This is a genomic window from Paenibacillus xinjiangensis (assembly GCF_059686975.1).
This window is the reverse complement of sequence record NZ_JCAALS010000001.1, coordinates 453,266-466,765: the sequence shown is the minus strand read 5'-3', so window position 1 is coordinate 466,765 and position 13,500 is coordinate 453,266. Positions and strand designations below refer to the sequence as shown.

Annotated in this window: 8 protein-coding genes; 5 read left to right on the top strand and 3 right to left on the bottom strand. The window is 46.9% G+C overall.

All coding sequences use genetic code 11. The features are described 5' to 3' along the window. Window positions 1-10: 10 nt before the first annotated feature. Complete coding sequence (locus AC6ESP_RS01955; RefSeq protein WP_497094969.1) at window positions 11-1,024, bottom strand: YheC/YheD family protein; 1,014 nt, start codon at window positions 1,022-1,024, stop codon at window positions 11-13. 141 nt (window positions 1,025-1,165) lie between these two features. On the opposite strand from AC6ESP_RS01955, the gene AC6ESP_RS01950 reads away from it, so the two are divergent. Next, window positions 1,166-1,876 (top strand): collagen-like triple helix repeat-containing protein, encoded by a 711-nt coding sequence (locus AC6ESP_RS01950; protein ID WP_497094968.1) that lies wholly within the window; start codon window positions 1,166-1,168, stop codon window positions 1,874-1,876. Window positions 1,877-1,920: 44 nt separating this feature from the next. Next, window positions 1,921-3,867, top strand: a complete 1,947-nt coding sequence (locus tag AC6ESP_RS01945) for a hypothetical protein (RefSeq protein ID WP_497094967.1) — start codon at window positions 1,921-1,923, stop codon at window positions 3,865-3,867. 80 nt (window positions 3,868-3,947) lie between these two features. Here AC6ESP_RS01945 and AC6ESP_RS01940 read toward each other — a convergent pair whose 3' ends face one another. Then, window positions 3,948-4,619: an O-methyltransferase gene (locus AC6ESP_RS01940; protein ID WP_497094966.1), complete on the bottom strand. Its 672-nt coding sequence runs from the start codon at window positions 4,617-4,619 to the stop codon at window positions 3,948-3,950. A 138-nt stretch (window positions 4,620-4,757) separates the two neighbouring features. On the opposite strand from AC6ESP_RS01940, the gene AC6ESP_RS01935 reads away from it, so the two are divergent. Beyond that, a complete protein-coding gene (locus AC6ESP_RS01935; RefSeq protein ID WP_497094965.1) occupies window positions 4,758-5,654 on the top strand; it encodes a LysR family transcriptional regulator in 897 nt (298 codons plus the stop codon). Window positions 5,655-5,800: 146 nt separating this feature from the next. After that, complete coding sequence (locus AC6ESP_RS01930; RefSeq protein ID WP_497094964.1) at window positions 5,801-7,087, top strand: amidohydrolase; 1,287 nt, start codon at window positions 5,801-5,803, stop codon at window positions 7,085-7,087. 219 nt (window positions 7,088-7,306) lie between these two features. Here the strand turns inward: AC6ESP_RS01930 and AC6ESP_RS01925 are convergent, their stop codons facing one another. Then, a complete protein-coding gene (locus AC6ESP_RS01925; RefSeq protein WP_497094963.1) occupies window positions 7,307-13,174 on the bottom strand; it encodes a cadherin-like domain-containing protein in 5,868 nt (1,955 codons plus the stop codon). On the opposite strand from AC6ESP_RS01925, the gene AC6ESP_RS01920 reads away from it, so the two are divergent. Then, on the top strand, window positions 13,161-13,445 hold the full coding sequence (locus tag AC6ESP_RS01920; RefSeq protein ID WP_497094962.1) for a hypothetical protein: 285 nt from the start codon (window positions 13,161-13,163) through the stop codon (window positions 13,443-13,445). The genes AC6ESP_RS01925 and AC6ESP_RS01920 overlap by 14 nt on opposite strands. The last annotated feature ends 55 nt before the right edge of the window (window positions 13,446-13,500 follow it).

Below are 13,500 nucleotides of genomic sequence, written 5' to 3'. Positions count from 1 at the left end.
TATTAGACAATTATTCATTCAAATAGGTCGCATATTTAATTGGATTGCTATACACATCTTGCTCAATAGGAAGACCACTGTACATACTTTTTTGCGGCTTTCCATTTAATTCAATGATCCAGAGACTATTATTCTTATCCAGTACATAATCAACACTAAATTCACCCAAATGGTAATCCGTGCTTGCATCTATAATATCAGCTGCTTGCAGACTGACACGCTGCATAGAATGAAGGAAATAGCTTACCTCTTCCATTGTGTACAACTGACCTAACAAATCTTCCGTTAATAGAACCTGATTGCACATGCTGGTGTTGAAGCAGTTTTCATACGCAACTCGACTTGTAATGGCTGTAACTGTCCATATGCCTTTTTTGTTTTTTTGCAAGAGTACCCGAATATCAAACAATTGCTTTTTAAAGCTGCTGATCTCAATTCCTCTTTGTATTAAATAAGAATTTGAACCCACAAGCTTATTCATATATTCCTGAAAAGACAATGGATCCAATAGGATGGCAATAGGTGAACAATAATGATGCCCAATATGAATCTCCCCCGATTCAACCCGCTCCGCTCGATAGACACCGATCCCTTGATTTCCATAGCAAGGCTTTATATAAATAATCGAGTAAGCTCGCAATAATTCTATTAAATTCTCACCGTTATACGGCAAGGATTCAGGCAGATACTCAGATAATCCTGGTAATAATATAGAGTACAAGCTCTGTTTATCAAATTGATTGATTCGGTTAAAACATTTGTCTCTTCCTATTAGCTTTTCCAGCCGTTCTATCTTTGTTAGATGCCTGTTGTAGCACCGGTTATACACCACTTGGGGGATTGCTGCAGTACGCTCTACCCATCTAGCATTCCGATATTGCAGACCTACTACACGCCCCTTATTCCAATCAATAGATGTCACAGAAAAACAAAGCAGTTGGGCAATCCCCTTGTTATAGCGGAGGTACTCACTTAGAACTCTCTTTCTTTGTTTGTCATTAGATACGAGTATTCCTACTAGCATTAAGCCCCCCCCTCCTTTCCTCAATCTGTTGTAGATAATCATAATATTATTTTAACTACAATGGTTAGGTATACATGCCCTTCCCGATTAGGGATATGTGAATATTCTAGAACTTGAGACCACTAAGGAGCGTGAATCCACATGGGTAGAATACCGGGTCCTCCAGGCCCGCCAGGGCCTCAAGGGCCCCAAGGACCCCAAGGGCCTCAAGGGCCTCAAGGGCCTCAGGGACAGCAGGGACAGCAGGGACAGCAGGGACAGCAGGGACTACAAGGAGCTGTAGGGGCCACAGGCACAACAGGAGTCCAAGGACCGCAAGGGGTTCAGGGAGCTACTGGACCGCAAGGAATAACAGGAGCTCAAGGACTTCAGGGAGCTCAAGGAGCTGCAGGACCTCAAGGGCCTCAGGGGGCTACTGGACCGCAAGGAACCGCCGGAACAGCTGGCTCTCTGGAGTATGGCTACATTTATCAATCTACAGCTCAGCTAGTCCCCGTAGATACGGACATCACCTTTGATTCCAATGGAACTCTGTTTGGTGGAATTAGTCATGTACTGGGAGATTCGACTATCACACTTACGAACGCTGGAGACTACAAAATTCTATATTCTATAACAGGCCAGCAAGCTAATCAGTTCGCGTTGTTCGTTAATGGCATCGTGCAAGCCGGGTCTATTTATGGTTCTAACGCCAGCGATCAACAGAATACGGGTATGATCATGCTCTCAGCTCCAGCTGCTGCTGTAATAACGTTGAGGAATCATACATCTGCCTCGACCATAAGCCTTGAAACACTAGCCGGCGGTACCGAGGCCAATGTAACGGCTTCCATACTCATACAACGTCTGTAACCTAGAGCTTCTCTATATAGATTGAAGGCGAGGTGCTACGTATCGTGGACATTTCTATTGGCCCGAAAGGGCCGACCGGGCCTATTGGGCCGACTGGGCCTAATGGGCCTATTGGGCCACAAGGTGCAATTGGTGCAGCAGGGGCTACAGGCGCCCAAGGAGCATCTGGGCCGAATGGTTATCGTGGAGTTGCAGGAAATCCAGGAATTCAAGGGGGACCCGGCTTCATTGGTCCTACCGGACCTGAAGGTAATATCGGAGCAGTTGGGCTTGTCGGTCCAACCGGTGCCACTGGTGCTCCAGGTCCGACTGGTTCTACAGGTATTCCAGGCTTCTCATCGGACCATGCCTATATTTTCAACGATACAGACCAGACAGTTGCTCCTGGAACAGATATAACCTTTGATAGTAATGGCCCTCTCTTCGGTGGGATTTCACATACCCCCGGATCAGCAGCTATAACGATTAGCGAGGCTGGTGATTATTACATCTCGTTCTCCGTCACTGGTGCTACCGTTAATGAATTCGCTCTTTTCCTTGATTCGACATTAGTAGAGGGCACAACTTATGGTTCCGATGATGTCAATCAGCAGAATAGTGGCTTCGCCATCATTACAGTTACAGCAGTACCCACTGTGCTTACCGTCCGCTATCATGACAATATTTCTATTCTCAGCGTTCAGCTGCAGTCTCCGACAGGTGGTACTGCGATTAACGTTAATGCATCCATTCTGCTACAGAAGCTAGGGAATCAGATCTCCCAGACAGTGGCAACCAGCGCCGAGCTGTTAACCAGCTTAACTGATAATAGTATTAGTACGATCACGCTGTCCCCTGGAGCCTACGATATAAGTGCCAGTCCTCCAGTACTACGTGGAACAGCTGTAAGACTTGTCAGCACAGCACCTGGAGCCTCTGTACAATTCAATATGGATCAGGAATTCTCATTCATTACAATCGGCAGCAGCGTCACTGCGAGCGTTAATCGGATACGCAATCTCACTCAAGGGGTCAACTATTTAACGATAGCAGCAGCTATCGCTGCTGCAAATGCTGGTGATATCATCGAACTTTCCCCTGGCAGCTACACCGAGACGGTTACTTCTGCCGCACCATTGGTGATCACACAACCAATAACTTTGCGGGGCATCTCCTCTAAATTAACTACCGTGACCTTTAATGTTGTTGGAAGCCAGGATTTCGCCTATCTTTCTATTCGAGCGGATAATGTTATCATTGAGAACATTCATTTTATCGGTCCAACTGGTGCGGGGTTGTCGTCAAACTGTTTATTTAATGTTCCGATTCTTTCTTTTCTTCCTCTTGTTCTTCACCAGAACATCACTATAAGGTATAGCACGTTCGAAGGTGGCAGACGGACTGCGTTTATCGATACAAATAGCTTTAGTTTCATAGGCAATACCATTATTCATACCGGTGACCGCGATGCGCTTGTTTTTGAGAGAATACAAGGTACTACACTTGTATACGGGAATGTATTCATTGGAGGGGCTTCTAGCAGAAGAACCGTTTCCATTGAAGGAGATTTCGCCAACGACACCATCCGAATCTCCAACAATAAAATAACCAGCTGGGCACAATTTGTCCTATTTAACTCGCCAACAAACAATACTTCATTATTGGTTCAGGAGAACGTATTGAACCATCTGACGAGAAGTGGAAGCTCAATTATTCTACTGCCTATTGCTGCTAGCTTCTTCCAGAATTTCATTGCTATTCTGGTTGAGGATAATATCCTAATTCAGCCTAACCCCAACAGATTAGCTGTATTTTTGGATTACACCTTCGGCGGTACTTCTGTTCCTGCTGTCGGACAAATTCAAGTATTTACAAACAAGCTCAGCTATACCCTACCCTGGGGCGCCCCCACAAACACTGTCAGCCCTTCCTACCCTGTTGGCTTCAGTGCAGGTGCACCAGTAGGCACGAATTTAACCGCCTTCAATCTCATCGGGAATATAAACTTCTAGAATAACAAAATACAACCTCAAGCATCATGAACTGCTGCTTGAGGTTGTATTTATTTTGAGCTGCTCCTAAGCAGCTTCATCTAGCTATTCACAATGCCGATTACGAAGCCATCGTACCCTTTGCTTCCCACAGTCTGAACAGCTGTAGCTGTTATTCGAGGCTGCTCAGCTAGAAGATCATAGAACTTTCTAACTCCGATCACACGAGGATCATCGCTGTTCTCATTGATAATCTCCCCTTCCCGTATGACGTTATCTCCGATAATAACAGTCCCCGGATGAGAGAAATGAAGAGCACATTGCAAGTAGCTTGGATTATTCGGTTTATCGGCGTCAATAAAAATAAGATCGAATGGCGCTGTTTGCTCCCGCTCCATTTGTGCAAGCTCTTCCCGTGCATCGCCAACCCGAAGCTCTACCTGACTCTCTACACCTGCTAAACTTAAATTCGCTTGAGCAACCCTAGCATGATGAGGATCAACTTCCAAGGTGACGACCCGCCCGTCCGTCGGCAACGCCCTTGCTAGCCAGATTGTACTGTAACCACCCAAGGTTCCAATCTCCAGTATTCTTGCTGCTCCTTTCATCTGAGACAGAATGAACAGCAGTTTCCCTTGACTCGGTGATACATCGTATGGAGGCAAGCCCTCTCTCACATTAGCAGCCAGCACTCGCTCCAATACCTCATCCTTCGCAATAAGACGCTCCGTAATATATCGATCCACTTGATCCCATGTTTTCTTGTCATTCATTCTGATCACTTCTTCCTGTTCGAATTGGCCTTCCTTCTAGATTTATTGTAAATCGTTTATAATCATAAATATAATATATCTTTTAGACATTCTTATATATTTACTGTATGAATGAACTATGACGAAGGGGAATCAAAAATGAATCTGCATGCCTTACGGCTATTTCATACCATTGCTACTAGTGGGAGTGTGACACGCGCCTCACAATTACTTAACATTAGTCAGCCTGCCATTACAGCCCAGATCAAAAAGTTCGAAAAAGAATTAGGTCTCACACTTCTCAGACCAGAGGGGCGCGGAATTGCATTATCCGATGCCGGCACTAAGCTTGTTGTACTCACTACGAGATTGTTTGCTGTTGAACAGCAAATTGAACAATTCGCCCAAGAATATATCGAAGGCTCGAACGGACATATCCGCCTAGCAGCGACGTATTTGCCGGCTCATTTTCTCATTCCAACCTGGATTGCGCAGTTCAAGCAACAATATGAGAAAGTCGAAATGACCATTACAACAACGAATTCCAGTGATGCATTGAAGCAGCTTCTAAATGTCGAGGTGGACCTTGCTATATATGGAGGACTACCTGAGGAATATCCCGATACGGTGCAGACAGAGGAGCTATTTCAAGATGAGCTCTGGTTCGTCGTATCACCAAATCATCGGTACGCGAACCAGCATGTCCATTTATTAGATATGATGGGGGAGCCCTTCGTGATGCGTGAAGAAGGAAGCTCCACACGTGAACGCTTGCTTGCCTTATGCCGAACCTATAACGCTCCAGTCCCCCGAATCGCCTTGCAATTCAATGGATTGCATGAGGCTATTACAGCAGTTATTGCCGGGTATGGCGCCAACTTCGTGTCTTCACTTGTCGTACGCGAATATGTTGAACGCGGGGAGCTATGCAGAGTCTATGTCGAAGACATTCGACTGCTCAATACCATTGCTATTTGTACGCGTAAGAATGAGCCTCTGTCCGCAGCCACGTCGAACCTTATTCAATTGATTCGTGAGCAGCCCTATAGACCCTAGCGTTGATCAGCTAAGCAGATGGAGAATTCTCTCTTCTAATAGGGATAGTTGCAGGTTTATTCTGGCTGCCTATTGACCCTTACCTTACGGCAAAGTCTATTCTTGAACATGACAAGACACTAAGAGATAAGGGGATTAGGACTATTATGACCATTCTAATTAAGAACGTAACCATCCTGACAATGACGGATATAGCTCCTTTTGTAGGGGACATTCTCATAGAGGGTGACATCATTAGCAATATCCAATGCGGAATACAGGCAACAGCAGACGAAGTCATTCAAGGCAAGGGTTTGGTCGCTATGCCTGGCCTTATAAATGCACATCAGCATACACCAATGAGCCTGCTGCGAGGCTTTTCTGATGATCTCCCATTAATGGATTGGCTGGATAAAAAAATGCTGCCAGCAGAAGCACGGATGACGCCGGAAGATATTTATTGGGGAGCCAAGCTGTCCATGGCTGAGATGATTACGACAGGAACCACTTCTTTTGCCGATATGTATATTCACATGAATGAAATTGCCTTAGCCGTTGAAGAGGTCGGAATGCGGGCTTCATTAACTCGCGGGCTGGTATTCATAGAGGATGATGGCGGCAGGCGAATGACGGAAGCATTCGATCTTATCGATCGCTGGTCAGGCGGGGCAGATGGGAGAATTACAACGATGCTGGGACCTCATTCCCCATACACTTGTCCACCTGAGCCTCTTAGAGAAGTGATAGAGCTTGCCAATAATAATCACCTACCCATTCACATTCATTTGGCAGAAACGATAGAAGAGGTTCGTATCATTCGCGAGAAATATCAGCAGACCCCAACACAATATTTGTCCAATATGGGCTTGTTCGAGCATACTCATGTTCTACTCGCTCATGGCGTTCACTTGAATCGGCGGGATATCGGCTACTTGAAGGGAATGCGAGGAGGAGTATCGCACAACCCGGTTAGTAACTTGAAATTAGGCTGTGGCATTGCTCCCATATCAGACATGATGGAACAAGGAATAACAGTCGGCTTAGGCACGGATGGTGCTGGCAGCGCAGCAGCAGTTGATATGTTCGAAGAGATTAAGCTAGCTGCTTGGCTGCAAAAGTTACATCACGGCGATCCCACATGGGTTCCTGCAGCACAGGCTTTACGAATGGCTACCTCTGAAAGTGCCAAGCTCCTTAACATCCATGAGCAAGTAGGCACATTAGAGATCGGCAAAAAAGCCGATCTGATTCTCATCGATATGCAAAAGCCTCATTTACAGCCTATTCACAATATTCAAGCCCTACTGGCCAATAGCGCGAATGGCGCTGACGTGGATACCACAATTGTGAATGGACAAATACTGATGCGTAATCGTAGACTGCTGACCATCAATGAAGAAGAATTATATCGTGAAGTATCGACTAGAGCACAGAGAATTGTTGCCGATCTTTAACATTCTACAGCAAGCAGGAACAAATCCATTGGACTTGTTCCTGCTCTTGACTAGTATTTCAGCGCGGCTCTACTTCTGCCCAGCTAATAGAACATTAACGATTGTTTCTAGTTGAAGCCAAGAACACCCTTCCACACATTGCTCCATGATGACTACTCCAAAACAAAAAACACGCCAGCTTTGGCGTGTTTTCCGATTCTTTAGCATACTGCTCTTACCTTAAATCAAATCCGATTTCTGAAGTAGCCTTTGAACAATTGTAGCGACTTCCGCTCTTGACATATTAGCTTCAGGTGCAAGCTGAGCATCTTGTCTTCCGTTAACGATTCCCGCCTGCAAGCACTCTGCAATGCCCTGGATCGCCCATTCTGCCGCTGATCCAGCATCTCCATATGCGCTCAGCAATGATTCTGCTGTATCCAAGGTTAAGCCTGAATGAATGCCTGTTATTCTCATTGCTTTAGCTATAATGGTCATTGCCTCTTGTCGTGTGATTGTATCTGCAGGATGGAACTTACTGCTGCCATCACCGCTAATTAGACCGTAGGCATAAGCCGTCTGAACGGCACTGCTGTACCAATCTGTTGAAGACACGTCGGTGAATGGTGAATCACTATTCATTAATTTTAATCCAAGCCCCCGTACCACTATAGATATGAACTCCGCACGAGTTATATTTTGATCAGGATTAAACCATTCGTTGCCAACGCCGTTCACGATCATTCTAGATCCCATGTCATTCACTGCATCTTTGGCCCAGTGATTCGCAACATCTGTGAACTGCAGCGGATGCCAGACAATAACGTACGTACTGTTCGTCAAGCTTCTAACCTTCGCATAAGATTTCCCGTCAATTAGGAGGAATTGCGTTGGCACATGACGAACGGAACCGTCGGATTCTATAACAACACCCGTAGTCGCTTTTGTTGAATCCACATCAGCAGGCAATGCAATCATTCGCTCTACATAGGCTGCGAACTTCGTAACTTCAATTTTCTCATCACCGACTACAACTGTGACCAAGAAGTGAAGCGGTGGAACGATAGAATTGAACTTACCCGACTCTTCTGCATCTTCAACGAGCTTTATCGTTTCATCCGTTGATCTTGCAATTTCGATTTGAATTTTAACCTGATTAAGATCCACGTTATTTCCTAATTGCTTGACCAAGGATTCGATATCTATATTCTCGGCAGGCAATGTATAAGTAGCATCTTCGGTCTGAAGCAATATCGTTGCCTTCTTCTCAATAGACTTGAAGAACTGTCCATTAAACTCTACGATGAACATATCCGAGTTCGAAATATCTGGAATTGTAATTAGCGAGTACCCACCCTCTTGCGCAATCCTGTCTTCCAATTTCTGCTCATCAACCGTAATCGTAGTAACCTTTTGACCATTGACAGTCGTTTCAGTTGCTGTTCCTACGGTTTCGATTTTGCCATTCACAATTACATCGTAGCCATCCGAAGAGGCTGGTACTGAGGTGCCTCCTCCAGTACGATCTGGATTCACAGTGATACTGATAATGGCTGCTGTCGATATCAGACTGCCGTCACTCACTATAAAAGTGAAGCTATCTGCTCCATGATAATTAGCTTCAGGCGTGTACACATAATCTCCAGCTGTTGTTATAGTGACAGTACCATGTGCAGGAAGTGTATCTACAGCATATGTCAGCGTTGTTCCTGCATCGATATCTGTTCCAGATAAAGCACCACTCAAAGCTTGGCCTTTCGTAGTGGAATTCGAAGCAGCTGTCGCTATTGGCGCATCATTCACTGCATTGACCGTCAAGCTAACTGTCGCTTCTGCTGACGTCAAGGTACCATCGCTTACCGTAAACGTGAAGCTGTCTGCTCCGTTAAAGTTCGCTTCTGGCGTGTACGTGTAGGCTCCGGTTGCTGTATCAACGGTCAACGTTCCATGCTGCGGATCAGCAGCCTTTGCGAACGTCAGTGTCGTTCCCGCATCTGGATCCGTACCGCTTAACGTTCCGTTCAGCACTGTATCCTCTGCCGTTGTTTCACTGGCATTATTAGCTGTCGGCGCATCATTCACTGCTGTCACCGTCAGGCTGACAGTCGCTGTTGCAGACGTCAACGCTCCGTCACTCACGGTATACGTGAAGCTGTCCGCTCCAGTATAGTTCGCATCTGGCGTATAGGTGTAATCGCCTGTTGCTGTATTGATAGAGACCTCGCCATTCGATGCGTCCGTTCCTAGTACATACGTCAAGGTCGTTCCGGCATCAGGATCTGAACCGCTCAATGTTCCATTAAACTCGGTGTCTTCATCTGTTGTCGCGCTTGCGTCTACTGACGTTGGCGCATCATTCACCGCTGTCACCGTGATACTGACGGTTGCAGCGGACGAGGTCAGACTGCCATCATTGGCCGTGAACGTGAAGCTGTCTGCTCCGTTAAAGTTCGCTTCTGGCGTGTACGTATATTCTCCACTAGCTGAATCGATTACTATGGTTCCATGCTCTGCATCTTCAGCTAAAACATAAGTAAGTGTCGTTCCCGCATCTGGATCAGCGCCGCTTAACGTTCCGTTCAGCGCTGTATCCTCTGCAGTTGTTTCACTGGCATTATTAGCTGTCGGCGCATCATTCACTGCTGTCACCGTCAGGCTGACAGTCGCTGTTGCAGACGTCAACGCTCCGTCACTCACGGTATACGTGAAGCTGTCCGCTCCAGTATAGTTCAGAGCTGGTGTGTACGTGTAATCTCCGGTTGCTGTATTAATAGAGACCTCGCCATGCGATGCGTCCGTTCCTAGTGCATACGTCAAGGTCGTTCCTGCATCAGGATCTGAACCGCTCAATGTTCCATTAAACTCGGTGTCTTCATCTGTTGTCGCGCTTGCGTCTACTGACGTTGGCGCATCATTCACCGCTGTCACCGTGATACTGACGGTTGCAGCGGACGAGGTTAGACTGCCATCACTGACCGTGAACGTAAAGCTGTCTGCTCCGTTAAAGTTCACTTCTGGCGTGTACGTGTAGGCTCCGGTTGCTGTATCGATTACTACGGTTCCATGCTCTGCATCTTCAGCTAAAACATAAGTAAGCGTCGTTCCCGCATCTGGATCCGTACCGCTTAACGTTCCGTTCAGCGCTGTATCCTCTGCCGTTGTTTCACTCGCATTATTAGCTGTCGGCGCATCATTCACTGCTGTCACCGTCAGGCTGACAGTCGCTGGTGCCGATGTCAACGCTCCGTCACTCACCGTATACGTGAAGCTGTCCGCTCCCGTATAGTTCGCATCTGGCGTATAGGTGTAATCTCCTGTTGCTGTATTAATAGAGACCTCGCCATGCGATGCGTCCGTTCCTAGTGCATACGTCAAGGTCGTTCCTGCATCAGGATCTGAACCGCTCAATGTACCGTTAAATACGGTGTCTTCTGCCGTCGTTCCGTTAGCTGCCTGCGCTGTTGGCGCATCATTCACTGCCGTCACCGTCAGGCTGACGGTTGCTGCTGCAGACGTCAACGCTCCGTCACTCACGGTATACGTGAAGCTGTCCGCTCCTGTATAGTTCAGAGCTGGTGTGTACGTGTAATCTCCTGTTGCTGTATTAATAGAGACCTCGCCATGCGCTGCATCCGTTCCTAATGCATACGTCAAGGTCGTTCCTGCATCAGGATCTGAACCGCTCAATATCCCGTTAAACACCGTGTCTTCTGCCGTCGTTCCGTTAGCTGCCTGCGCTGTCGGCGCATCATTCACTGCTGTCACCGTCAGGCTGACAATCGATGCTGCAGACGTCAACGCTCCGTCACTCACGGTATACGTGAAGCTGTCCGCTCCTGTATAGTTCGCATCTGGCGTATAGGTGTAATCGCCTGTTGCTGTATTGATAGAGACCTCGCCATGCGCTGCGTCCGTTCCTAGTGCATACGTCAAGGTCGTTCCTGCATCAGGATCTGAACCACTCAATGTGCCGTTAAATACGGTGTCTTCTAGCGTCGTTCCGTTGGCTGTCTGCGCTGTTGGCGCATCATTTACCGCTGTCACCGTTATGCTGACGCTTGCAGCAGACGAGGCTAGACTGCCATCACTAACCGTGAATGTGAAGCTGTCCGCTCCGTTAAAGTCCGCTTCTGGCGTGTACGTGTAGGCTCCGGTTGCTGTATTAATACTCAACGTTCCATGCTGCGGATCAGCAGCCTTCGCGAACATCAGCGTCGTTCCCGCATCTGGATCCGTACCGCTTAACGTTCCGTTCAGCGCTGCATCCTCTGCCGTTGTTTCACTGGCATTGATAGCTGTTGGCGCATCATTCACTGCTGTCACCGTCAGGCTGACAGTCGCTGGTGCCGATGTCAACGCTCCATCACTCACGGTATACGTGAAACTGTCCGCTCCCGTATAGTTCGCATCTGGCGTGTACGTGTAATCTCCTGTTGCTGTATTGATAGACACCACGCCATGCGATGCGTCCGTTCCTAGTACATACGTCAAGGTCGTTCCTGCATCAGGATCTGAACCGCTCAATGTCCCGTTAAATACGGTGTCTTCTGCCGTCGTTCCGTTAGCTGCCTGCGCTGTTGGCGCATCGTTCACCGCTGTCACCGTTATGCTGACGGTTGCAGCGGACGAGGTTAGACTGCCATCACTGGCCGTGAACGTGAAGCTGTCCGCTCCGTTAAAGTTCGCTTCTGGCGTGTACGTGTAGGCTCCAGTTGCTGCATTAACGGTCAACGTTCCATGCTGCGTATCAGCAGCCTTTGCGAACGTCAGTGTCGTTCCCGCATCTGGATCCGTACCGCTTAACATTCCGTTTAGCACTGTATCCTCTGCCGTTGTTTCACTGGCATTATTAGCTGTCGGCGCATTATTCACTCCCGTCACGGTCAGGCTGACAGTTGCAGCTGCAGACGTCATGAAGCCATCACTAGCTTTAAAAGTAAAGCTGTCTATTCCGATATAATTAGAAATAGGCGTATATATATAGTTACCATTTGAATGAAGTGTGAGAGTTCCATGTGAGGGTCCTGTCACCAAAATATACAACAGAGTCGTTCCCGTATCAGGATCTGAGCCACTTACTGTTCCATTATAAACGGAGTTCTTCAGAAGAGACTCATTAGATCCCAGTGCAGTTGGAGCATCGTTGACTCCAAGCATAGTAATGTTGATTGTCGCTGCTGCAGATGTCGAGAGACCATCACTTACTGTAAAAGTAAAGCTATCCGTGCCATAGTAATTCGGATCAGGTGTATAAACGTAAGCTCCGGTTGCACCATTCACGGTTACTGTTCCATGTGAGGGATTAGTCGCTATCACATAAGTCAGAGTCGTTCCTGGATCGGAATCCATTCCCATCAGCGTTCCGGACAAAGGAGTATCTTCCTCCGTTGTCATACTTGCTCCCGTTGCTGAGGGGACACTATTAATAATGCTGTAGGTATAAGTCGCCACCTCGCTATTGGAATACCCCGATTTCACGGCTATTGCCTTGACGGTTACGGTTGCGCCAGGGGTCCCTACAATCGTAACAGCAGCACTGCTCGTCCCGTCCACTCCGCTTGCACTGCTAGTTGTCGGTATCGAGCCATTCGTCGTATAGTAAATCTTCGCGCCCGCGGTTGCAGTGCTTAGCGTTACGATGCTGTTGCTTGCTGCATCTGAACCACTCACTGGACTCGCTGTCGGTGCAGCTGCAGAAGCTAGTACTGCGTTATCAATCATAATATTGTTAATTTCATGCCAGCTGTTGTTAGCTGAATAAAGAATAACCCTATCTACATAGTCGAACTCTGCTCCCAGGTCTACGTTTGATTTCGTATAGAAGCCATTATCCAGCTCGTTAGCAGCGAAGGATGTACTGGCGACTTCATCACCAGCCAGATATCCCTTAACGATAATTGTAATTGGAGCTGATTCGCCATAATTGGAATAATAGAAACCATTAATCTGAAATGGCGCAGCATTGTCAGAATTGATCTCTATCCCCTTCCAACCACTAATGTTAATTGAAGGATCTTCCGTGGTTAATGCATGTAAGTCAGATGTGCCAATCTGTAGAGGCAGATTAAGATTTGTACCCGCAACATCCGTAATGTTGAATAAATTCAAATCGATTCCGTCTATAGAATTGGATCCCCCATCCCCGTCCTCTGCAATACCATCACTCCATGCGCTTACAGTAGAACCGGAACTGCCTGTGAAGGTCCATGTCGCTGCACTTGCAGAAGCGATATTGGATACATTAATCGGTATTGCTAGTGTAACTAAAATTATGCAGCATAAAAACACTGTAAATCGTTTCTCAAATGAACTTTTAATAGGAATCAATCCCTTCAAGATGTCCAAATCTAGTAATCGGAAAGATTATACCATTAAATAGCAATTATAAGAATATAATATTTTTGATAGAAATATAGCATTTCACGGCCTGATTT